At 61.2% G+C, this 21,372-nt stretch carries 16 protein-coding genes and 2 rRNA genes; 8 read left to right on the top strand and 10 right to left on the bottom strand.

Going from position 1 to position 21,372, the window contains the following annotated elements; all coding sequences use genetic code 11:
* Positions 1-95 precede the first annotated feature (95 nt).
* Positions 96-1,031: a tRNA glutamyl-Q(34) synthetase GluQRS gene (gene gluQRS / locus AC5WNJ_RS00805; RefSeq protein ID WP_253063243.1), complete on the bottom strand. Its 936-nt coding sequence runs from the start codon at positions 1,029-1,031 to the stop codon at positions 96-98.
* Positions 1,032-1,165: 134 nt separating this feature from the next.
* Positions 1,166-1,603, bottom strand: a complete 438-nt coding sequence (gene dksA / locus AC5WNJ_RS00810) for an RNA polymerase-binding protein DksA (protein ID WP_175089052.1) — start codon at positions 1,601-1,603, stop codon at positions 1,166-1,168.
* 274 nt (positions 1,604-1,877) lie between these two features.
* Here dksA and AC5WNJ_RS00815 point away from each other — a divergent pair, with 274 nt between their 5' ends.
* Both AC5WNJ_RS00815 and sfsA read left to right on the top strand, forming a co-directional pair.
* Complete coding sequence (locus tag AC5WNJ_RS00815; RefSeq protein ID WP_253063241.1) at positions 1,878-3,062, top strand: aminotransferase class I/II-fold pyridoxal phosphate-dependent enzyme; 1,185 nt, start codon at positions 1,878-1,880, stop codon at positions 3,060-3,062.
* Positions 3,062-3,904, top strand: coding sequence for a DNA/RNA nuclease SfsA (sfsA, locus tag AC5WNJ_RS00820; RefSeq protein WP_253063591.1), 843 nt, complete (start codon positions 3,062-3,064; stop codon positions 3,902-3,904). The genes AC5WNJ_RS00815 and sfsA overlap by 1 nt, the downstream gene beginning before the upstream one ends.
* Before the next feature lie 49 nt (positions 3,905-3,953).
* Here the strand turns inward: sfsA and AC5WNJ_RS00825 are convergent, their stop codons facing one another.
* Entirely contained in the window at positions 3,954-4,286 is a 333-nt protein-coding gene (locus AC5WNJ_RS00825) for a Rieske (2Fe-2S) protein (protein ID WP_253063239.1), read from the bottom strand.
* A gap of 185 nt (positions 4,287-4,471) precedes the next feature.
* Here AC5WNJ_RS00825 and AC5WNJ_RS00830 point away from each other — a divergent pair, with 185 nt between their 5' ends.
* The gene (locus AC5WNJ_RS00830; protein ID WP_253063222.1) at positions 4,472-5,554 is read left to right on the top strand and encodes a ChaN family lipoprotein; all 1,083 of its coding nucleotides are present in this window, start codon (positions 4,472-4,474) and stop codon (positions 5,552-5,554) included.
* A 128-nt stretch (positions 5,555-5,682) separates the two neighbouring features.
* Here the strand turns inward: AC5WNJ_RS00830 and AC5WNJ_RS00835 are convergent, their stop codons facing one another.
* The 6 genes from AC5WNJ_RS00835 to AC5WNJ_RS00860 all read right to left on the bottom strand — a co-directional run bounded on the left by AC5WNJ_RS00835 (position 5,683) and on the right by AC5WNJ_RS00860 (position 10,917).
* Positions 5,683-6,186, bottom strand: a complete 504-nt coding sequence (locus AC5WNJ_RS00835) for an acyl-CoA thioesterase (RefSeq protein ID WP_176675943.1) — start codon at positions 6,184-6,186, stop codon at positions 5,683-5,685.
* Positions 6,187-6,435: 249 nt separating this feature from the next.
* Positions 6,436-7,050 carry a methionine biosynthesis protein MetW gene (gene metW, locus AC5WNJ_RS00840; RefSeq protein ID WP_153635072.1) on the bottom strand — a complete coding sequence of 205 codons (615 nt, stop codon included), beginning with the start codon at positions 7,048-7,050 and terminating at the stop codon, positions 6,436-6,438.
* Positions 7,043-8,236, bottom strand: coding sequence for a homoserine O-succinyltransferase MetX (gene metX, locus AC5WNJ_RS00845; protein ID WP_253063220.1), 1,194 nt, complete (start codon positions 8,234-8,236; stop codon positions 7,043-7,045). Before metX ends, metW begins: the two co-directional genes overlap by 8 nt.
* Positions 8,237-8,502: 266 nt before the next feature.
* Complete coding sequence (locus AC5WNJ_RS00850) at positions 8,503-9,084, bottom strand: YggT family protein (protein WP_253063218.1); 582 nt, start codon at positions 9,082-9,084, stop codon at positions 8,503-8,505.
* A 149-nt stretch (positions 9,085-9,233) separates the two neighbouring features.
* Positions 9,234-10,076 carry a pyrroline-5-carboxylate reductase gene (proC, locus tag AC5WNJ_RS00855; RefSeq protein ID WP_253063216.1) on the bottom strand — a complete coding sequence of 281 codons (843 nt, stop codon included), beginning with the start codon at positions 10,074-10,076 and terminating at the stop codon, positions 9,234-9,236.
* Positions 10,077-10,164: 88 nt separating this feature from the next.
* The gene (locus AC5WNJ_RS00860; protein WP_253063214.1) at positions 10,165-10,917 is read right to left on the bottom strand and encodes a YggS family pyridoxal phosphate-dependent enzyme; all 753 of its coding nucleotides are present in this window, start codon (positions 10,915-10,917) and stop codon (positions 10,165-10,167) included.
* Positions 10,918-11,112: 195 nt separating this feature from the next.
* On the opposite strand from AC5WNJ_RS00860, the gene AC5WNJ_RS00865 reads away from it, so the two are divergent.
* Positions 11,113-12,144 (top strand): type IV pilus twitching motility protein PilT, encoded by a 1,032-nt coding sequence (locus AC5WNJ_RS00865; protein WP_176675948.1) that lies wholly within the window; start codon positions 11,113-11,115, stop codon positions 12,142-12,144.
* Between the two features lie 139 nt (positions 12,145-12,283).
* The gene (locus tag AC5WNJ_RS00870) at positions 12,284-13,438 is read left to right on the top strand and encodes a PilT/PilU family type 4a pilus ATPase (RefSeq protein WP_253063212.1); all 1,155 of its coding nucleotides are present in this window, start codon (positions 12,284-12,286) and stop codon (positions 13,436-13,438) included.
* Between the two features lie 107 nt (positions 13,439-13,545).
* On the opposite strand, the gene AC5WNJ_RS00875 is transcribed toward AC5WNJ_RS00870, so the two are convergent.
* Positions 13,546-14,694 (bottom strand): anhydro-N-acetylmuramic acid kinase, encoded by a 1,149-nt coding sequence (locus AC5WNJ_RS00875; protein ID WP_253063210.1) that lies wholly within the window; start codon positions 14,692-14,694, stop codon positions 13,546-13,548.
* Positions 14,695-14,849: 155 nt separating this feature from the next.
* Here AC5WNJ_RS00875 and tyrS point away from each other — a divergent pair, with 155 nt between their 5' ends.
* The 3 genes from tyrS to AC5WNJ_RS00890 all read left to right on the top strand — a co-directional run bounded on the left by tyrS (position 14,850) and on the right by AC5WNJ_RS00890 (position 21,302).
* Positions 14,850-16,058, top strand: coding sequence for a tyrosine--tRNA ligase (gene tyrS / locus AC5WNJ_RS00880; RefSeq protein ID WP_253063208.1), 1,209 nt, complete (start codon positions 14,850-14,852; stop codon positions 16,056-16,058).
* Positions 16,059-16,631: 573 nt separating this feature from the next.
* Positions 16,632-18,172 (top strand): 16S ribosomal RNA (locus tag AC5WNJ_RS00885).
* Positions 18,173-18,414: 242 nt separating this feature from the next.
* Positions 18,415-21,302, top strand: a 23S ribosomal RNA gene (locus AC5WNJ_RS00890).
* Together the 16S and 23S rRNA genes form the textbook arrangement of a ribosomal RNA operon.
* The last annotated feature ends 70 nt before the right edge of the window (positions 21,303-21,372 follow it).

The raw sequence follows: 21,372 nt of genomic DNA on the forward strand, positions 1-21,372 counted from the left end.
CTCGAGTCTGTCCTGTTCCCACAGGGGTGGCAATCCGACAATCGTGGCTGTTGTCAGGCGTTCCGACTGTATGGCGTATCTGGTCTCGGCTGCCCTCAGCTGCCTTCATCAGTCCTTGTCATTGGAACAGTGGCTGCACTGAGTGACGGCGCGGTGCCGACCGCCGCAAGTGACCAGCGAGGAGTGGCGTGGGCGAGTTGCTCAGCGGGGCTGGCGGTCGCCAGTTCGGGCGGCGGCGCCTGACCGAGCAGTGTCAGGGTATGGTGCAGCAGCGTTCGAATCGCGCTGGCGTCTTCCGGCAGGGCCGGCGCCAGGTTCTGCTTGGAGAGCTTCTGGCCATTGTCGGCCGTGATCAGCGGCAGGTGCGTCAGGCGTGGCATCGGCAGGTCGAGCGCGGACTGCAGCAGACGTTGCCAGGGGCTGTTGTCGAGCAGATCGAGCCCGCGCACGACATCGGTGATGCCCTGCTCGGCATCATCCACCACCACGGCCAGCTGATAGGCCCACAGGCCATCACGTCGCTTGAGCACCACGTCGCCTAGCGTGACAAGATCCAGCTGGACCGCGCCCTGCAGGCGGTCCTGCCAGCCAGCGATGGCCCGGGAGCCGCCGAAGCGCTCTGCCGCGCGCACGTCCAGCCGCCAGGCATGCTCGCCCTCGGGCGGTTCGGTCCGCTCACGGCACCAACCGGGGTAGATGGTGTGCTCGCGCCACTGCTTGCGCGAGCAGTCACACGGGTAGGCGATGCCACTGGCCTTCAGTTGTTCCAGTGCATCGGCGTAGGCGGCGTGACGCTGGCTCTGATAGCGGAGCTCACCATCCCGCTGAAGACCGAAGGCATCCAGCTGGCGCAGGATGGTATCGGCGCTCCCGGCGGGGCAGCGCGGTGGGTCGATATCCTCGATACGCACCAGCCACTCGCCGCCGTGATGGCGGGCATCGAGATAGCTGGCGACGGCAGCCAGAAGTGAGCCCGCGTGCAGCGGACCGGAAGGGGTGGGGGCAAAGCGGCCACGGTAGGCGGTAGGCATGTGGGCTCCGTCATCCTTCGTGGTAGGGGATTCGCAGGCAGCAGGGCCTGAACGCATACGGGCACCGCTCCGAGGAGGGTGCCCGTATGGGGGATGAGGGCGACGGCCTGACGTCGCTTCATCGACAGCAGGGCTTAGCGGCCCAGCTGCTTTTCTTTCAGCTCGGCCAGTGTCTTGCAGTCGACACACTGGGTAGCGGTCGGACGTGCTTCCAGACGGCGAATACCGATCTCGATGCCACAGGACTCGCAGAAGCCGTAGTCGTCCTCATCGATGTTCTCGATGGTCTCGTTGATCTTCTTCAGCAGCTTGCGTTCGCGATCACGTGTTCTCAGCTCGAGGCTGAAGCCTTCTTCCTGAGTGGCACGGTCTGCAGGGTCCGCGTAATTGTTGGCATCTTCCTGCAGGTGACGCACGGTGCGATCGACCTCTTCCATCAGCTCCTGTTTCCACTCCATCAGGATCTGGCGGAAGTGCGCTAGCTGCTTCTCGTTCATGTACTCTTCACCCGCTGCCGGCTCATACGGGGTGAATTTCTTAAGCGCTTCCGGCTTGGTTTCAGCTAATGGCATGGGACCGCCTCATTCCGCAAGTGACTTGGGCCGTCGACAGTCTGTTGCACTGCCTCCTTGGCCACGGCGAGGGGGCTGTCCTGACTGCTGCCCTCGCGAGAAGATCAGCTTATTTAGCGTAAAAATGACAAGTTTGCAACCGATCTCCGACGATAGTTTGTAGCGGGCAATGGTCAAGTGCGTGCCGGCAAACACCAATTTTCCTGCACGAAGGGGCTGGGAATGGGCCTTGGCAGGCGCCTAGAATGAAGCTCCCACCCTGAGGAGTGTTGTCATGTCGTTTGCCCGCCGTCTTGAATCCGTTGCCGCCTTTCGCGTGATGACGCTGCTGGAAGCCGCCCAGGCGCGCGAGGCCGCGGGCCATGACGTCATCCATCTGGAAGTGGGCGAGCCCGACTTCCCGACCCCCGCTCCGGTGATCGCCGCCGGGCAGGCAGCACTGGCGGCCGGTCAGACGCGCTACACCCCTGCCTGCGGCCTGCCGGCCCTGCGCGAGGCCATCGCAGCAGACTATCAGCGCCGTCACGGCGTCACGGTCTCCCCCTCCCGTATCATCATCACGCCCGGCGCCTCCGGTGCCCTGCTGCTGGCCACACTGTTGTGCGCCGAGCGTGGCGATAGCGTATTGATGGCTGACCCGACCTACCCCTGCAATCGTCACTTCATGGGCCTGGTGGATGCCCAGCTGGACGTGGTGCCCGTCAGTGCCGCGAGTGACTGGCAGCTGACCGCCGAACTTGCTGATGATTTCTGGCGCGAGAACACGCGGGCCGTGATGGTGGCATCGCCCTCCAACCCCACCGGACACGTGCTGTCGCCCGAGGAATTGAAGGCGCTGGGCGAGCTGTGCCAGTCGCGAGATGCCCACCTGCTGGTGGATGAGATCTATCAGGGGCTGACCTATGGCGTGCCTGCGCACACCGCACTGGCGGAATGCCCGGATGCCTTCGTCATCAACAGCTTCTCGAAATACTTCGGCATGACGGGCTGGCGGCTGGGCTGGCTGGTGGCGCCGGAAGCCGCGGTCGAGCCATTGTCACGCCTGGCGCAGAATGTCTTCCTGGCTGCCTCGACACCTGCCCAGCATGCGGCACTGGCGGCCTTCACGCCGGAATGTGAAGCAGAGCTCGAGCGTCGTCGGCAGGTACTCGAAGCCCGTCGTGGCGTGCTGCTGGCCGGGCTAGAGCGCCTGGGGCTGGCGCCGTCGGTACCGCCGCAGGGTGCCTTCTATGTCTGGCTGGATGTCTCGCATCTGACTGATGACAGCGAGGCCTTCTGCCGCGCACTGCTGGAAGAAGAGGATGTCGCCATCACGCCGGGTACGGACTTTGCGCTGGCCGAAGGACGTCGCCATGTGCGTATTGCCTTCACCGCCGATGAGGCGCGTCTGTGCGAGGCCCTGGCCCGCATGGAGCGTTTCCTTGAGCGGCGTGTCACCCGGGCAGGAGTGTCGGCTTGATGGTGCTTGAGGGGCTGTATCGTGGTCGCCTGATCCGCCGCTACAAGCGCTTCTTCGCCGAGGTGGAGATGCTTGAGGGTGAGCGGGCGGGTGAGGTGGTGACGGCGCATTGCCCGAATACCGGCTCAATGCGCGCGGTGTGCGTCGAAGGTTGTGAGGTATGGCTGTCACCGTCCGACAATCCCAGGCGCAAGCTCGCCTGGACCTGGGAGCTGATTCGCCTGCCCATGGCCCCACCCGGCGCTGACGGCCGGCGCGAGGCCTTGGTGGCGGTGCATACCGGACGTGCCAATGCCCATGTCGAGGCCGCACTGCAGCAGGCCAGCGTCAGCGCGCTGCACGACATGAGGCTCGCCGACTTTGCGCGCCTCAAGCGCGAGTCACGTGTCGAGGTCCTGCTGCCGGGAAATGACACGCCGGAGCGCTCACGGCTCGATTTCCAGATGTGGCCAAAGGAGGAGGGCGCGGCCTCGATCTATCTGGAGGTCAAGCAACTGACACTGCGCGAAGCTGACGGTCACGGCTATTTCCCGGACTCGGTGAGTACGCGTGCCCAGCGTCATCTGGCCAGCCTCGCGGCGCTGGTCGCAGCAGGTCACCGTTGCGTGCTGGTGTTCTGCGTCGCCCATGACGGGATCGAGGATGTCGCACCGGCGGCGCATCTCGACCCGGCCTATGCGCAGGCCTTTGCCCGGGCGCAGGCCGCCGGTGTCGAGGTAGTGGCGCTGGGCATGCAGATCACCCTCGAAGAGTATTTCTCGGATGCGAGCCAGCCACTGTGGCGAGCAAGACTGGGCCTTGCGCGCGCGCTGCCACTGCATGACGTGCGCTTTACTGGCTGATCAGGTCGCTGGCGCTCAGCCTGTCAGTCAGCGCTCATGTCTCTTTCCTTCATTTCTCCCTCGTGTCTCCACCGCTGCCTGCGGCCTCCCACAGCAGCAACAGGGCTGGCGAGGCCTCGCTGTGCACCAGCTCAACGTCTAGCGCCGTCAAGCGTTGGCCGAGGCAGGGGCCGCTGATGCAAGTGCCGTGATGCGGTTCGAAACAGGCCTGATGGCGGTGGCAGAGTATCAAGCCGCCGGTCGCGTCCATGTAGGGATCGTCAGTCTCGTCCTCGGTCAGCATTCGGCTGCCCTGGTGTGGGCAGTAGTCGAGGAAGGCGCGCGGGCCATCGGGCTGCATCACCAGCAGGGCCGGGCGGCCATCATCGAGTGTCAATGGCATGCTGCGGCCGACGGACAGTGATGGCAGCGGCAGTCTCAAGCACAGCCTGGATGAAGGCCCTTGGGGGAGTGTTGGTGGCCTTTCGGACATGAGGGGGCTCGCATCGGGTATCATGGCAGCGTTGGCACGCTCTCTTGTGGTCTTTTACCGTGTCTTGCCGCTTCCTTCCATGCCGAGTCATCTTCATGTCGCTATTTCGCCGCTCGATCACTTCCAGCTTCCGCTCCAGCAACGACTCCGGGACACCTGAACACACGGCCGGGGTGAGCCGTCGCCAGTTGCTGGCCGGCATGGCCGTTTCGGCGGGCGGGCTTAGCGTGCTGGGCTCGGCACTGGGCAGCCCGCTCGTACAGGCCGCTCTGCCGGCCAGCGGGCCGTTGCCCCCGCTGCCGGCCTGGCATGATCCCGAGGCGTCCCACCCGTTGCTGGGCAGCATTCTGGTCGCGGAGGGCAATCGTCGTCTATCGCCAGCGGCGCTGGTCGATTGGAGCCAGGCGCACTCGATGGTGCTGCTGGGCGAGCATCACGACAATCCGGATCATCACCAGCTGGAACGCTGGTTGATCGATGCGCTGGCCGTGCGGCGACAGTTGGGTGGTGTGGCGCTGGAGATGCTGGATACGACCCAGGATGCCGCCTTGTCGCTGGCCAATCGCACCTCGCTTGCTGTCGCGGGATTGCCGGATGATGAGCTCCAGCAGTTGCTGGCCTGGAATGCGCGCTGGCCCTTCACCGACTACGCCCCCCTGCTGCGCGGAGCGCTGGACAGTGGTGCGCCACTGGCGTCTGCTAGCCTGTCGGCGGCACAGCTGGAGGCCAGCATGGCACCGGGGCAGTCGCCGTTGGCACTGCCGGAAGCGGTCCTGCGCCTGCAGCGTGAGGCACTGGATGAAGGCCATTGCGGCCTGCTGGGTGCAGAGCGCCTGGACGCGATGCTGCGTGCGCAGTTGGCGCGGGATCAGCAGATGGCAGAACGCCTTGAGGGCCTGTCGGCCGACGGTGCCACCAGCTTGCTGGTGTGTGGCTCCGGCCATGCCCGTCGCGATATCGGCGTGCCGCGCTGGCTGGATGGCAGCACGCTGTCCGTAGCGCTGATGCCGGTCGCCTGGGATGACGCGGGCCAGCCGCTGACGCATCTCACCGATTATCTGCCGGAAAGCGCCGGTGCGGCGCCGGCCTATGATCTGGTGTGGTTCACGCCGGCGACGGCGCCCGTCGTCGACGCCTGTGAAGGACTGAGCGAAACGCTGCAGGCGACCGTCAGCTAGAGGCCAGCCAGGTCTCGGGCCTCTGCAATCCATGAGCCGTCTGAATCCTCGGCATGAAAAAAGGCACCTCTTGGAGGTGCCTTTTTCGTTGGTGCGACGTGGGTGACGCGACCTGAAGAGCGACGCGATCAGGCGTTCTTGAGATCCGGTACGCTGTCAGCACGACGGCGCGCTGCCTTCTGCGGCGTCTCGTCATGCTGGGCGTCGCCACGTGCGTTCTCACCACTGTCATTGCTGCCGGCCTGCTCACGGAAGCGGTCTTCGATATAGGTGATGCGCGTGCGGCCGTGGGGCACGGGCTTGAAGTCGGCATCGACACTGACCAGCACGATGCGGTCGATGGTCAGAATGCGCTCGCGGGTGATCTTGTTGCGGATCTCGACGCACAGCGAGATCGAGGTGCGACCGAAGGCGCTGGCGGTGATGCCCAGTTCGATGATGTCGCCCTGACGCGCGCTGGAGACGAAGTTGATCTCCGACATGAACTTGGTGACCACGCGCGAGGTGCCCAGCTGGACGATGGCGTAGATGGCCGCTTCCTCATCGATCCAGGCCAGCAGACGTCCACCGAACAGGGTGCCGTTGGGGTTGAGGTCTTCGGGCTTGACCCACTTGCGGGTATGGAAGTTCATGCACTCTCTCCTCGGGATGCCGGCGCACCTCACCGGAAGTGCGTGCCGTGATCCTCAGCTGCGTTTACCCCGAAAGTATATAGACTTTAGTTGCGACTGTCTGTGCATGGCTCGGATAGCGCAGCGCTATCGTGGCGCGGAAGAATTGCTGGCGTCATGACGCGAAACGGCCGACAGGAGTGTCCTGTCGGCCGTTTCCTTGCGGGGCCTGGCGCTTGGTCCAAGGAGATTGCTGTAGGGCGCCTGAACTCAGCGCTGGTCGGGCGGGCAGTTGTCGCGGCAGACGCGGAAGATGGCCACTTCCCCGAACAGATTCGGCCACCAGGTCGCCGCCGGGTGCGGCTCGTGATCGCCGTTGCCGACCGCGCGGTCGATGATCTTGAGACCCTGGGCGCGACACAGGCGCTCGAAGTCCGCGAAGGTCGACAGGTGGATGTTCGGCGTGTCGTACCAGGCGTGAGGCAGCGACTTGGAGACCGGCATGCGGCCCTTCATGCCCAGGTGCAGGCGGTGACGCCAGTAGGCGAAGTTGGGGAAGGTGATGATGGCCTCACGCGAGACGCGCATCATCTCCTCCAGCGCACGGTCCGGGCGACGCAGTACCTGCAATGCCTGGGACATCACCACGCGATCGAAGGTGTCATCGGCGAAGTTGGCCAGGCCGTCATCGACATTCTGCTCAATGACGTTCACGCCACGGGCGACACAGGCGCTGATGTTGTCGGGGTCGATCTCCAAGCCATAGCCGAAGACCTGCTTGGTCTCCTTGAGGGAGGCCAGCAGGGTGCCGTCACCGCAGGCGAGGTCCAGCACGCGCGCGCCTTCGGGAATCCAGTCATGAATCTGGGCGAGGTCGTTACGCATGGCTGGTCTCCCTGGTGCTCGGCTTTTGCGTGGCTTTGGCGCCACAGGCGTGGTCGTAAGCGCGAGTCAGGAAGTTGCCCAGCACCGTCTGGTAGCGTTCGCCCGGCAGCAGGAAGGCATCATGGCCGTGCGGCGAGTCGATGTTGGCGTAGCTGACCGACTTGCCGGCATGGATCATGGCGTTGACCAGCTCGCGAGAGCGTGACGGCGCGAAGCGCCAGTCGGTGGTGAAGCTGACCACCAGTACCGGGCAGCTGATCGGCGCCATGGCCGCGGACAGGTCATCGCCTGCCGTGGCGGCAGGGTCGAAGTAGTCGAGCGCCTTGGTCATCAGCAGGTAGGTATTGGCATCGAAGGCGGTGGAGAAGGTATCGCCCTGGTGGCGCAGATAGCTCTCGACCTGGAAGTCGACGTCGTAACCGAAGTTGAGGCGGTCCTGACGCAGGTCACGCCCGAACTTGGTACCCATCGAATGCTCGGAAAGATAGGTGATATGACCGACCATGCGCGCCAGCTTGAGGCCACGCTTGGGCACGGCATCGACACGCGAGTACCAGCCGTCATGGAATTCCGGGTCAGAGCGAATCGCCTGACGCGCGACTTCATTGAAGGCGATGTTCTGCGCCGAGAGTTTCGGCGTGCAGGCGATGATGGCGACATGACCGACGCGATCAGGGTGGTCCATCACCCACTGCAGCGCCTGCATGCCACCCAGCGAGCCACCGACCACTGCCGCGAAGCGGGTGATGCCGAGAGACTCTGCGAGGCGCTTCTGGCTCTCGACCCAGTCCGGCACGGTCACCAATGGGAAGTCAGGCCCCCATTGCTCGCCCGTTTCTGGGTTGATCGAGGTCGGGCCGGTACTGCCGTGGCAGCCGCCGATGTTGTTCAGCGCGATCACGAAGAAGCGCGAGGTATCAATGGGCTTGCCGGGGCCGATGTAGTCGTCCCACCAGCCAGGCTTGCGGTCGCTCATGGCGTGATAGCCAGCCGCATGATGGTGGCCGGTGAGGGCGTGACAGATCAGGATGGCGTTGCTGGCGTCCGCGTTCAGCTCGCCGTAGGTCTCGTAGACCAGCGAGTACTGCTCGAGGCGTCTGCCGCAGGCCAGCTCCAGCGGGGTATCGAAGTGGGCAGTCTGAGGCGTGACGAGACCGACCGAATCCGGGGGCAGGGAATCAGGCATCGTGGTGAAGGTTTCCAGCATCATGTCCAGCAGAGTGTTCGGGGCAGGGCCCGTGTCCAGGGCGCGAAACCGCGGTGATGCGCCTTGTGGGCGTCTCGTGCACCGTGGTTCTGGCTTCGGCCGAGGGCTCACTCTAGCACAGCGTACGCACGCGTGATCCAGTGACATGTGATGCTAAAGCGCCCGCCACGGGAGTCCGTGGCGGGCGCTGATGTCGATGTCGTGCACCCCGGGCGAGTGGTGGCCACCCTGTCCCGGTGGTGCGCTTAGCCGAAGACGCTGCGCAGCATGCCCAATGACGGCAATGTCTGGTTGATCAGGCTGCCGATCAGGTTGAGCGCGATGAACACGAAGATCGGCGACAGGTCGAGCATGCCGATCGACGGGATCACCTTGCGTACCGGCTTCATGATCGGGTCCACCAGCTGGTGGACCAGGATGGCGCCCGGGTGGTTGGCCTGCGGAGCGACCCACGACAGGATGATCATCGCGATCAGGGCGAAGAAGTAGATGTTGATGATGCTGTCGAGAATGGTGCCCAGTGCCGTCAGCGCGATGAAGCCGACCGGCAGCATGCCGCCACCGAACAGGGCGCCGATCGCGACCAGCACCAGGCTGACGACGATGAAGGCGGCGGCCAGGGTGGCGATGTCGAAGCGACCCAGCGGGCGCAGAATGCCCTGCAACGGGGCCACCAGCGGGTTGGTCGCCTTGACCACTGACTGGGTGACCGGGTTGTAGAAGTCCGCTCGGGATAGCTGCAGCAGGAAGCGCAGCATCAGGATGTAGACAAATAGTTGCAGCAGGATGGTGACCAGCTGAAGTCCGATATTACCCATAGCACCCATGGGGCTTTCCTTAAGACGGTGAGAAGTGGGCGCGCGATAGTGCACGCGTCATGCTGCTAGCATGCCAACAACAGATGAACAGCGCATGATGGCCTGTTGTGGCCCGGGCTGCCAGCGGCCTGCAGGAGTTGTCAGTGGAGCAGAGGCTGTCAGCGATCCAGCTCGCGGGCAAGCTCGGCGGCGCGCACGCTGGAGGCCTTGGCGGCGCGCTCGACGATATCGCGCAGCCCATCCTCCTCGAAGCTGTTGATGGCGCGCTCCGTGGTGCCATTCGGCGAGCACACGCGACGGCGTAGCTCGGCGGGCTCATGCTCGCTGGAGAAGGCCATCTCGGCGGCACCGCGAGCGGTCTGGATCGCCAGGCGGCGCGCGGTCTTGGCGTTCAGCCCCAGCTCGATGCCTGCCGCTTCAAGCGACTCGATGAACAGGAAGAAATAGGCCGGGCCGGAGCCGGAAATGCCGGTGACGGCTTCCAGCAGACCTTCTTCCTCGACCCACTCGACGATACCGACTGCGGTCAGCATCTCATCCATCAAGCCGCGTTGCTCCTCCGTCACCTGGGCGGTGGCATAGAGGCCGCTGGCACCGATACCGACCAGCGACGGCGTGTTGGGCATGCAGCGGATGATGGCGAGGTCGCCACCCAGCCAGCGTTCGAGGCTGTCGCAGGTGATGCCGGCCGCGACCGAGACGATCAGCGGCTTGCGGTTCTGCACCGCAGGGGTCAGCGCCTGGCAGACGTCATGCATCATCTGCGGCTTGACGCCCAGCACCACCACATCGGCTTGCGAGACGGCGTAGGCGTTGTCCTGGGTCGTGCTTACGCCGTAGCGCTGCTCGAGGGCATCGAGTGTCTCGCGCGAGCGAGCCGTGGCGATGATACGGTCTGCGGGATAGCCGGAATCGACCATGCCGCCGAAGATGGCGCTGGCCATGTTGCCGGCGCCGATGAACGCGATAGTGCGCGGTGTAGCGGTGCTCTGGTGCGTCATGCGGTGCTCCTGATCATTCAGTGGGAGGGCTGGCGGCAAGCTCGAGAGCCTTGCGTGAGTGTTGGATTTTCCTCAGCGAGCGTTGGGCTCAATGGACCTGGGAATAGTCACGTGCGCCGAAGATGGCAGTGCCGAGGCGTACCAGTGTCGCGCCTTCGGCGACGGCGGCCTCAAGGTCCGCGCTCATGCCCATTGAGAGAGTATCGAGCCGGGCCTGCGGGTAGCTGGCGGCGGGGAAGCGCGTCTGCAGTCGCTCCAGTAGTTCGCGCAGCTGGCGGAAGGGCGCGCGGCGCTCAGCCTCACTGGCACCGGCGGCGCAGGGGGCCGGAATCGCCATCAGGCCGCGCAGGCGCAGCCCGGGCAGTGCGATCACAGTCTCGGCCAGCGCCAGCAGTTCCTGGGGTGCCACTCCAGCCTTGGAGGCTTCGCCGGAGATATTGACCTGCAGGCAGACATCGAGCGCGCCAAGCTCACGGGGGCGCTGCTCGCTCAGGCGGCGTGCGATCTTCTCGCGTTCCACGGTATGCACCCAGGCGAAGTGCTCAGCGATGGCGCGCGTCTTGTTGGACTGGATGGGACCGATGAAATGCCATTCGATATCGGTGAGGTCCGACAGCGCCTGCTGCTTGTCCAGCGCTTCCTGCAGATAGTTCTCGCCGAAGGCCCGCTGGCCGGATTGCCAGGCTGCGCGCATCAGCGTGGCGGGTTTGGTCTTGCTGACGGCCAGCACTTGCGCCGAATCAGCGTTGCGTTTACTTGCCTGCAATGCCTTTTCCAGCCGCGCACGGGCCTCTAGGATACACTGGGTAACACAAGCTTCGTCGTCGGGGACTGCGGTCATGCGGCTCGGCTCCAGAATTTGCGGAACAACCTGGCGATGGCTGGCACGGTGTCAGGCATGTCATCAATGGCATGAGCGTGACAGGCCTGGTGACATGGTGCCCATCGCACTATCTACTGAAGAGCCACTTCACACTTTCACCAGAGTACACAAGACTCGTTGGTACAAGAGCTTCGGTCTTCGCGAGGGAACTGCATGGATATTACCGAACTGCTGGCTTTTTCGGCAAAACAGAACGCGTCGGATCTTCACCTGTCCGCAGGTTTGCCACCGATGATTCGTGTCGACGGTGATGTGCGGCGCATCAATGTGCCGTCAATGGATGACAAGCAGGTGCGCGCGCTGATCTACGAGATCATGAACGACAAGCAGCGCCGTGACTTCGAGGAATTCCTCGAGACCGATTTCTCCTTCGAGGTGCCGGGGGTCTCGCGTTTCCGTGTCAACGCCTTCCATCAGGGGCGCGGCGCGGGGGCCGTCTTCCGTACCATCCCCTCGGAAGTGCTGACGATGGAGGATCTGGGGCTCGGTGAAGCCTTCCGCAAGATGTGCATGCTGCCGCGCGGCCTGATTCTTGTCACTGGGCCGACCGGTTCCGGTAAATCCACCACGCTGGCGGCGATGATCGATTACATCAATGAGAACAAGTACGACCACATTCTCACCATCGAGGACCCGGTGGAATTCGTGCACCAGTCCAAGCGGTGTCTGGTCAACCAGCGTGAAGTGCATCGTGATACCCACGGCTTCGCGCCCGCGCTGCGTTCGGCACTGCGTGAAGACCCGGATGTCATTCTGGTCGGGGAGCTGCGAGATCTCGAGACCATCCGTCTGGCACTGACCGCGGCCGAGACGGGTCACCTGGTATTCGGCACCCTGCACACTACCTCTGCGACCAAGACTGTCGACCGTATCATTGACGTCTTCCCCGGCGAGGAGAAGGCAATGGTGCGCTCGATGCTGTCCGAGTCCCTGCAGGGTGTCATCGCCCAGACACTGCTCAAGAAGATTGGCGGTGGCCGGGTGGCGGCTCACGAGATCATGATCGCGACGCCTGCGATTCGTAACCTGATCCGCGAGGACAAGGTGGCGCAGATGTACTCCTCCATCCAGACCGGTGGTGCCCTGGGCATGCAGACATTGGATGCAGCGCTGACGCGTCTGTTGGCGGAAGGGCTGGTGACCAATGAAGATGCTCAGGCGAAAGCCAAGGGCTTGTTGAGCTGAATTCGCCAGGAGGGCCGACAATCACGTTGCAGGTAGGTGGGGCAGGGGCCGGAACACGTCAACTTTTCAGGTTCATGGGACGGCATTTCAGCGCGAGGCCTTGGGCGCGACTCTCAAGGCGCATATCGGGATACAACTCATGACTCCTCATGAATGGCTGCATGAACTTCTGCAGTTGATGGTCAGCAAGGGCAGCTCGGATCTGTTCATCTCCACCGGCACACCGCCGCAGATGAAGGTCAATGGCCGCATGGTGGCGCTGGGCGACAGGAAACTGAGTGTCGATCAGGTCAGGGAGCTGGTGCTCGCGCCGATGAGTGACATGCAGCGGGAGCGCTTCGAGGAAGAGCGCGAGGCCAACTTCGCATACAGCTTGCCGGGTGTCGGGCGCTTCAGGATCAGCGCCTTCTACCAGCGCAGCCAGATGGGCATGGTGATTCGCCGCATCCAGCTGTCGATTCCCAGCCTGGAAGAGTTGCGGCTGCCGGAAATCATCAAGGGACTCTCGGAGACCAAGCGGGGGCTGGTGATCTTCGTCGGGGGCACCGGCGCCGGCAAGTCGACCTCACTGGCGGCAATGATCCAGCATCGCAATCAGACCTCCAGCGGGCACATCATCTGCATCGAGGACCCGATCGAGTACATCCACCCTCATCAGCGTTCCATCGTGACGCAGCGTGAAGTGGGAATCGATACCGAGTCCTTCGAGGTGGCACTGCGCAATACGCTGCGTCAGGCGCCGGACGTGATCATGATCGGCGAGATCCGCTCGCGTGAGACCATGGAGCACGCGCTGACCTTCGCCGAGACAGGCCACCTGTGTCTTGCGACGTTGCATGCCAACAATGCCAACCAGGCCCTGGACCGCATCATCCACTTCTTCCCGGAGGAGCGTCATGAGCAGGTATGGATGGATCTGTCGCTGAACCTCAAGGGCATCGTGGCCCAGCAGCTGTTGCCTCACAGGAGTGGCAATACCACCCAGCGCGTGCCGGCCATTGAGGTGATGCTGCGTTCGCCGCTGATCGTCGACCTGATCCGCAAGGGCGCGGTGGTCGAGATCAAGGACGTCATGAAGCGCTCGCAGCAGCAGGGCATGATGACCTTCGACCAATCGCTTTACGCCTTGCATCAGCAGGGCTTGATCACCGAGGAAGTGGCATTGGCGCATGCCGATTCCGCCAATGACCTGCGCCTGATGATCAAGTTCGGTGATTCCGATAGTGCCCAGGAAGCCCAGCAGGATGTCATGAGTGCCGCCAGTCGCTTCTCGCTGCAAGGGGATGACGACTGAGGCGTGTCGGTCATGCCAGCTGTCGGTGATGTCAGCATGGTGATTGTCCCAATCAAAAGCCGCCCTCCTCATCACGAGAAGGGCGGCTTTTTCGTATCCGATGAGGGTCAGCGAGCGTAGAGGCCGCCCAGCACTCTCGGGCCGCTCGCGCCGGTCACGCTGGGCAGGTTGCCGGGGCGCTCCAGGACTCTGCGCGCCGCGAGCCAGGCGAATGCGCTGGCTTCGAGCAGGTCTGCGTTCCAGCCCATGTCAGCGCAGGGCACAAGGGGCGTCGCTTGCTCGCCTTGCGCCAGGCGCTGCTCCAGCTGAGTGAGCAGGGCGCCATTGCGTGCCCCGCCACCGCAGGGAGTCAGCGCGGCCAGTGATACGCCGGTCTGCTCCAATGCCCGCACGATGCTTTCGACGGTCAGACTCAGGAGCGTGGCCTGCACGTCGGCCGGTGACTCGTCGCCGGTCAGGTGCTGTGCCAACCAGTCGAGATGGAAATCTTCGCGGCCGGTGCTCTTGGGAAGTGGTCGGCGGAAGTAATCGGCCGACAGCAATCTCTCGAGCAAGTCAGGGATTACCTTGCCGCTGGCGGCCCACTGACCGTCCTGATCCACTGTGGTACCACGATGACGTGAATGCCAGGCATCCAGCAGGCAGTTGGCGGGGCCGGTGTCGAAGCCGATGACGTCAGCTGTGGAGCCCTGAGGGGGGAGTAGTGTTAGATTGGCGATGCCGCCCAGGTTGAGCAGCCCATGCCATTGGTCTGGCTGACTGAAAAGAGCAGCGTGGAAGGCGGGCGCCAGCGGGGCCGCCTGACCGCCGGCGGCCAGATCGCGGCGCCGGAAGTCAGCAACGACAGGGATGCCGCACAGCTCGGCCAGCAGGCTGGGGTTGTCGAGCTGCAGGGTGTAGGGCGTGTGGCATGGCTGATCGCTGAAGCCGTAGGGGCGATGCTCGATGGTTTGGCCATGGCTGCCAATCGCCGCGACATCCTCTGCACTCAGCTGCTGGCGGGTCAGCAAGCGCGTCACCGCGCTGGCGGCCAGTTCAGCCAACGCCTTTTCGGCGGCGGCGAGATCCGCGAAGCATGCCTCATCGCAATGCATCAGCTGCCAGAGGCGAGTTCGCAGTGTCTCGGGCAGCGGCAGGTCGAGCCCATCAATGAAGCGAATCCGTTCGTGGTCTGGCGAGGAGGGTGCGATATCGAGCAAGGCGATATCGAGTCCGTCCAGGCTGGTGCCGGTCATCAGGCCGAGGTAAAGCGCCATTGGGATCTCCCGATCATTGGGGGCGTGCAACAGGGAGTGGGAAGCTCGTGAGCACGCCGCTCTGCGGCAGGGGGTGCATGCCATGCTCGTCATGCTAACATTCTCGGCCAACATGCCCCGTTACGAGGGGAGCAGCAACGGTCAGAGAGGGCAGGATGAGCGACAAGTCAGTAGTGGAAGCGCTGGAGATCATCAAGCGCGGTACCGATGAGGTGCTGGTCGAGGAAGAGCTGATCAAGAAGCTCGAGTCCGGGCGCAAGCTCAAGATCAAGGCAGGCTTTGATCCGACGGCGCCGGACCTGCACCTCGGTCATACGGTGCTGATCAACAAGCTGCGCCAGCTGCAGGACCTCGGTCACGAGATCATCTTCCTGATCGGTGATTTCACCGGCCGCATCGGCGATCCCACCGGCAAGAGCGTGACGCGCAAGCCGCTGACCGAAGAGGATGTGAAGGCCAACGCCCTGACGTATCAGGAGCAGGTCTTCAAGATTCTCGACAAGAAGAAGACGCGCATCGCCTTCAACTCCGAATGGATCAGCAAGCTCTCCGCGGCTGACATGATCGAGCTGGCGGCCTCCAGCACGGTCGCTCGCATGCTCGAGCGTGACGATTTCGACAAGCGCTATAGCGGCAATCAGCCGATCTCCATCCACGAGTTCCTCTACCCGCTGATCCAGGGGTATGACTCCGTGGCGCTGGAAGCGGATATCGAGCTTGGCGGCACCGATCAGAAGTTCAATCTGCTGATGGGACGTGAGCTTCAGCGCCAGCGTGGCCAGGAGCCGCAGGTGGTGATCACCATGCCGATCCTCGAGGGCCTGGATGGCGTGCAGAAGATGTCCAAGTCGCTGGGCAACTACATCGGCATCAACGACCGACCCGGCGAGATGTTCAACAAGATCGTCTCCATGCCGGATTCGCTGATGTGGCGTTACTTCGAGCTGCTGTCGCTGCGTCCCCTCGATGAAGTGAAGGCGCTGATGGCCAGCATCGACGACGGTGCCAACCCGCGTGATATCAAGATGGAGCTGGCGCGCGAGCTGGTGGCACGTTTCCACGATGAAGAAGCGGCGGTGACGGCGCACCTTTCCAGCGGCAATCAGCTGGCCGACGGCGAGTTGCCGGCGGACATGCCGGATGTCACCGTCAGCCTGGAGGGCGCCGAGGTGGCGCCGATCGCGGCGGTCATCAATCGTGCGGGTCTGGCCAACAACAGTGCCCAGGCCAAGGACATGCTCAAGAATGGCCGCGTGAAAGTGGATGGCGAAGTGGTCGAGCCTTCCTATATGGCACCTTTCGATACTGCCATCGTCATCCAGGCGGGCAAGAAGCGCTACGCACGAGTGACCGTGACGCGCTGAGGTACTCAGATGTACTGATACTGAGAAGTCGCTGTCGTAAGTCACCTCCCGCTCGGCCTCACCAGACATGGTGGGGCCGAGCGCGTTCTGAACTCCTGGCATCATCGTGGCGAGATTCTTTCAAGAAAGCCCTTGCCCTCACGACGGTTCGTGCGTAAAGTACGCATCCGCTGCCGGGGACGCATGGCGTTACCAGCGGTGAAAGAGGTTTGCAGGTGATTGTTTTACTTGATGTTTTTGAAGTCTGCTTCGAATTCATCGATTGACAATCGCGGGCGATTCGCTAGAATACGCCGCACTCCTTACGGAGCAGGTGATCGAGCAACGCTCCTCACCGCTTGATGATGATTAGAGGCAGTCGACTGACTCATCATCAAGTGCTTGACTTCTCAAGCGTTCCGGGTAGAATATGCCTCCTCGCTTCACAGCGACGCTCTTTAAAAATTTGATCAGGTAATTCGTGTGAGCGCTTGCCGATGAGTGGTGACAAGGTCACCAGATATCGGAGCAAGCCTCTCACGAGAAGTTTGACTCTGAACCAAGTTTGGTCTGCTTAACAGACTATCAAGCTTTCAACTGAAGAGTTTGATCATGGCTCAGATTGAACGCTGGCGGCAGGCTTAACACATGCAAGTCGAGCGGAAACGATCCTAGCTTGCTAGGAGGCGTCGAGCGGCGGACGGGTGAGTAATGCATGGGAATCTGCCCGATAGTGGGGGACAACCTGGGGAAACTCAGGCTAATACCGCATACGTCCTACGGGAGAAAGCAGGGGATCTTCGGACCTTGCGCTATCGGATGAGCCCATGTCGGATTAGCTTGTTGGTGAGGTAACGGCTCACCAAGGCGACGATCCGTAGCTGGTCTGAGAGGATGATCAGCCACACTGGGACTGAGACACGGCCCAGACTCCTACGGGAGGCAGCAGTGGGGAATATTGGACAATGGGCGAAAGCCTGATCCAGCCATGCCGCGTGTGTGAAGAAGGCCTTCGGGTTGTAAAGCACTTTCAGCGAGGAAGAACGCTTGTGGGTTAATACCCCGCAAGAAAGACATCACTCGCAGAAGAAGCACCGGCTAACTCCGTGCCAGCAGCCGCGGTAATACGGAGGGTGCAAGCGTTAATCGGAATTACTGGGCGTAAAGCGCGCGTAGGTGGCTAAGTCAGCCAGGTGTGAAAGCCCCGGGCTCAACCTGGGAACGGCATCTGGAACTGCTTGGCTAGAGTGCAGGAGAGGAAGGTAGAATTCCCGGTGTAGCGGTGAAATGCGTAGAGATCGGGAGGAATACCAGTGGCGAAGGCGGCCTTCTGGACTGACACTGACACTGAGGTGCGAAAGCGTGGGTAGCAAACAGGATTAGATACCCTGGTAGTCCACGCCGTAAACGATGTCAACTAGCCGTTGGGTCCCTTGAGGACTTAGTGGCGCAGCTAACGCAATAAGTTGACCGCCTGGGGAGTACGGCCGCAAGGTTAAAACTCAAATGAATTGACGGGGGCCCGCACAAGCGGTGGAGCATGTGGTTTAATTCGATGCAACGCGAAGAACCTTACCTACCCTTGACATCCAGAGGACTTTCCAGAGATGGATTGGTGCCTTCGGGAACTCTGAGACAGGTGCTGCATGGCTGTCGTCAGCTCGTGTTGTGAAATGTTGGGTTAAGTCCCGTAACGAGCGCAACCCCTATCCTTATTTGCCAGCGAGTCATGTCGGGAACTCTAAGGAGACTGCCGGTGACAAACCGGAGGAAGGTGGGGACGACGTCAAGTCATCATGGCCCTTACGGGTAGGGCTACACACGTGCTACAATGGCAAGTACAAAGGGTTGCAATACGGCGACGTGGAGCCAATCCCATAAAGCTTGCCTCAGTCCGGATTGGAGTCTGCAACTCGACTCCATGAAGTCGGAATCGCTAGTAATCGTGGATCAGAATGCCACGGTGAATACGTTCCCGGGCCTTGTACACACCGCCCGTCACACCATGGGAGTGGACTGCACCAGAAGTGGTTAGCCTAACCTTCGGGAGGGCGATCACCACGGTGTGGTTCATGACTGGGGTGAAGTCGTAACAAGGTAGCCCTAGGGGAACCTGGGGCTGGATCACCTCCTTATCGACACTGTCTACTGCTCGCGGCAAGTGCTCACAACGAATTACCTGATCTTATTGCTGGCTTAGCCGGCAGTGGCAAGCGTGCTCATCAGAGCGCGCTTCTCACTGTTCTCTGAACAGCCGCTCTTTAACAATGTGAATCATGCTGACGATAGATGTGTGCGCCAAGCGCATGTCTATCAAACGATATGTCGGAGAGGTCCGACAGAGTCGTAATCCTTGACAGACCCCTTGGGGTTATATGGTCAAGCGATTAAGCGCATACGGTGGATGCCTTGGCAGCCAGAGGCGATGAAGGACGTGATAGCCTGCGATAAGCGTTGGCGAGGTGGCAAATACCCTGCGACCCAACGATTTCCGAATGGGGAAACCCACTCACTATCAGGTGAGTATCTATAGGCCAATACATAACCTATAGAGGCAAACCCGGGGAACTGAAACATCTAAGTACCCGGAGGAAAAGAAATCAACCGAGATTCCCCAAGTAGCGGCGAGCGAACGGGGACCAGCCCTTAAGCGTGACAACCGACAGGCGAACAAGCTGGGAAGCTTGACGATACAGGGTGATAGTCCCGTAGTCGAAGTCTAAGTCACGTGAAATCGAGTAGGTCGGGGCACGAGAAACCCTGACTGAACATGGGGGGACCATCCTCCAAGGCTAAATACTCCTGGCTGACCGATAGTGAACCAGTACCGTGAGGGAAAGGCGAAAAGAACCCCGGCGAGGGGAGTGAAATAGATCCTGAAACCGTATGCGTACAAGCAGTGGGAGCACCTTCGTGGTGTGACCGCGTACCTTTTGTATAATGGGTCAGCGACTTATATTCTGTGGCGAGCTTAACCGTATAGGGGAGGCGTAGGGAAACCGAGTCTTAACTGGGCGACCAGTCGCAGGGTATAGACCCGAAACCGGGCGATCTATCCATGGCCAGGGTGAAGATTGAGTAACATCAATTGGAGGCCCGAACCCAAGTATGTTGAAAAATGCTGGGATGAGCTGTGGATCGGAGTGAAAGGCTAATCAAGCCCGGAGATAGCTGGTTCTCCTCGAAAGCTATTTAGGTAGCGCCTCACGTATCACCGCTGGGGGTAGAGCACTGTTTCGGCTAGGGGGTCATCCCGACTTACCAACCCGAGGCAAACTCCGAATACCAGTGAGTGCAGCGTGGGAGACACACAGCGGGTGCTAACGTCCGTTGTGAAAAGGGAAACAACCCAGACCGTCAGCTAAGGTCCCAAAATCCTGATTAAGTGGGAAACGATGTGGGAAGGCTCAGACAGCTAGGAGGTTGGCTTAGAAGCAGCCACCCTTTAAAGAAAGCGTAATAGCTCACTAGTCGAGTCGGCCTGCGCGGAAGATATAACGGGGCTAAATCAGGTACCGAAGCTACGGGTTCATCCTCTGGATGAGCGGTAGAGGAGCGTCGTGTAAGCCAATGAAGGTGGATTGAGAAGTCTGCTGGAGGTATCACGAGTGCGAATGCTGACATGAGTAACGATAAGGGGAGTGAAAAACTCCCCCGCCGGAAGACCAAGGTTTTCTGTTCTACGTTAATCGGAGCAGAGTGAGTCGGCCCCTAAGGCGAGGCGGAAACGCGTAGTCGATGGGAAACGGGTTAATATTCCCGTACCGGATGTGGTTGCGATGGGGGGACGAAGAAGGCTAGGTGAGCCAGGCGTTGGTTGTCCTGGTGAAAGCATGTAGGCCGAGGAATCAGGCAAATCCGGTTCCTCTGAGGTCGAGATGCGAGACGAACTGACCACGGTCAGGAAGTCATCGATGCCACGCTTCCAGGAAAAGCCTCTAAGCTTCAGATCACATGCGACCGTACCCCAAACCGACACAGGTGGTCAGGTAGAGAATACCAAGGCGCTTGAGAGAACTCGGGTGAAGGAACTAGGCAAAATGGCACCGTAACTTCGGGAGAAGGTGCACCGGTTCGAGTGAAGGACTTGCTCCGTAAGCTCCTACCGGTCGAAGATACCAGGTGGCTGCAACTGTTTATTAAAAACACAGCACTCTGCAAACGCGCAAGCGGACGTATAGGGTGTGACGCCTGCCCGGTGCCGGAAGGTTAATTGATGGGGTTAGGATTCGTCCGAAGCTCTTGATCGAAGCCCCGGTAAACGGCGGCCGTAACTATAACGGTCCTAAGGTAGCGAAATTCCTTGTCGGGTAAGTTCCGACCTGCACGAATGGCGTAATGATGGCCACGCTGTCTCCACCCGAGACTCAGTGAAATTGAAATCGCAGTGAAGATGCTGTGTACCCGCGGCTAGACGGAAAGACCCCGTGAACCTTTACTATAGCTTTACACTGGATGCTGATGTTGTCTGTGTAGGATAGCTGGGAGGCTTTGAAACCACATCGCCAGATGCGGTGGAGCCAACCTTGAAATACCAGCCTGACATCATTGGCGTTCTAACTCAGGTCCGTCATCCGGATCGAGGACAGTGTATGGTGGGTAGTTTGACTGGGGCGGTCTCCTCCCAAAGAGTAACGGAGGAGCACGAAGGTACCCTCAGCACGGTTGGAAATCGTGCATTGAGTGCAAGAGCATAAGGGTGCTTGACTGCGAGACAGACACGTCGAGCAGGTACGAAAGTAGGTTCTAGTGATCCGGTGGTTCTGTATGGAAGGGCCATCGCTCAACGGATAAAAGGTACTCCGGGGATAACAGGCTGATACCGCCCAAGAGTTCACATCGACGGCGGTGTTTGGCACCTCGATGTCGGCTCATCACATCCTGGGGCTGAAGTCGGTCCCAAGGGTATGGCTGTTCGCCATTTAAAGTGGTACGCGAGCTGGGTTTAGAACGTCGTGAGACAGTTCGGTCCCTATCTGCCGTGGGCGTCGGAAGTTTGAGAAGAGCTGCTCCTAGTACGAGAGGACCGGAGTGGACGAACCTCTGGTGTTCGGGTTGTCATGCCAATGGCATTGCCCGGTAGCTACGTTCGGACGGGATAACCGCTGAAGGCATCTAAGCGGGAAGCCCCCTTCAAGATGAGACTTCCCTGAGGCCTTGCGCCTCCTGAAGGGCCCTTGAAGACGACAAGGTTGATAGGCTGGATGTGGAAGCACAGCAATGTGTTGAGCTAACCAGTACTAATTGCCCGTGAGGCTTGACCATATAACACCCAAGGGGTTTGCGCAGGCAAACCGCCGGGATTGCGACAGGATCGACGACATATCGGTCAGCA

The organism is Cobetia sp. PDI-23MA, from assembly GCF_059507735.1.

Bases quoted from the DNA above. Each gene is read 5' to 3' on its own strand.
- gluQRS (WP_253063243.1), bottom strand. From the start codon at position 1,031: ATGCCTACCGCCTACCGTGGCCGCTTTGCCCCCACCCCTTCCGGTCCG.
- dksA (WP_175089052.1), bottom strand. From the start codon at position 1,603: ATGCCATTAGCTGAAACCAAGCCGGAAGCGCTTAAGAAATTCACCCCG.
- AC5WNJ_RS00815 (WP_253063241.1), top strand. From the start codon at position 1,878: ATGTCGTTTGCCCGCCGTCTTGAATCCGTTGCCGCCTTTCGCGTGATG.
- sfsA (WP_253063591.1), top strand. From the start codon at position 3,062: ATGGTGCTTGAGGGGCTGTATCGTGGTCGCCTGATCCGCCGCTACAAG.
- AC5WNJ_RS00825 (WP_253063239.1), bottom strand. From the start codon at position 4,286: ATGCCATTGACACTCGATGATGGCCGCCCGGCCCTGCTGGTGATGCAG.
- AC5WNJ_RS00830 (WP_253063222.1), top strand. From the start codon at position 4,472: ATGTCGCTATTTCGCCGCTCGATCACTTCCAGCTTCCGCTCCAGCAAC.
- AC5WNJ_RS00835 (WP_176675943.1), bottom strand. From the start codon at position 6,186: ATGAACTTCCATACCCGCAAGTGGGTCAAGCCCGAAGACCTCAACCCC.
- metW (WP_153635072.1), bottom strand. From the start codon at position 7,050: ATGCGTAACGACCTCGCCCAGATTCATGACTGGATTCCCGAAGGCGCG.
- metX (WP_253063220.1), bottom strand. From the start codon at position 8,236: ATGCCTGATTCCCTGCCCCCGGATTCGGTCGGTCTCGTCACGCCTCAG.
- AC5WNJ_RS00850 (WP_253063218.1), bottom strand. From the start codon at position 9,084: ATGGGTGCTATGGGTAATATCGGACTTCAGCTGGTCACCATCCTGCTG.
- proC (WP_253063216.1), bottom strand. From the start codon at position 10,076: ATGACGCACCAGAGCACCGCTACACCGCGCACTATCGCGTTCATCGGC.
- AC5WNJ_RS00860 (WP_253063214.1), bottom strand. From the start codon at position 10,917: ATGACCGCAGTCCCCGACGACGAAGCTTGTGTTACCCAGTGTATCCTA.
- AC5WNJ_RS00865 (WP_176675948.1), top strand. From the start codon at position 11,113: ATGGATATTACCGAACTGCTGGCTTTTTCGGCAAAACAGAACGCGTCG.
- AC5WNJ_RS00870 (WP_253063212.1), top strand. From the start codon at position 12,284: ATGACTCCTCATGAATGGCTGCATGAACTTCTGCAGTTGATGGTCAGC.
- AC5WNJ_RS00875 (WP_253063210.1), bottom strand. From the start codon at position 14,694: ATGGCGCTTTACCTCGGCCTGATGACCGGCACCAGCCTGGACGGACTC.
- tyrS (WP_253063208.1), top strand. From the start codon at position 14,850: ATGAGCGACAAGTCAGTAGTGGAAGCGCTGGAGATCATCAAGCGCGGT.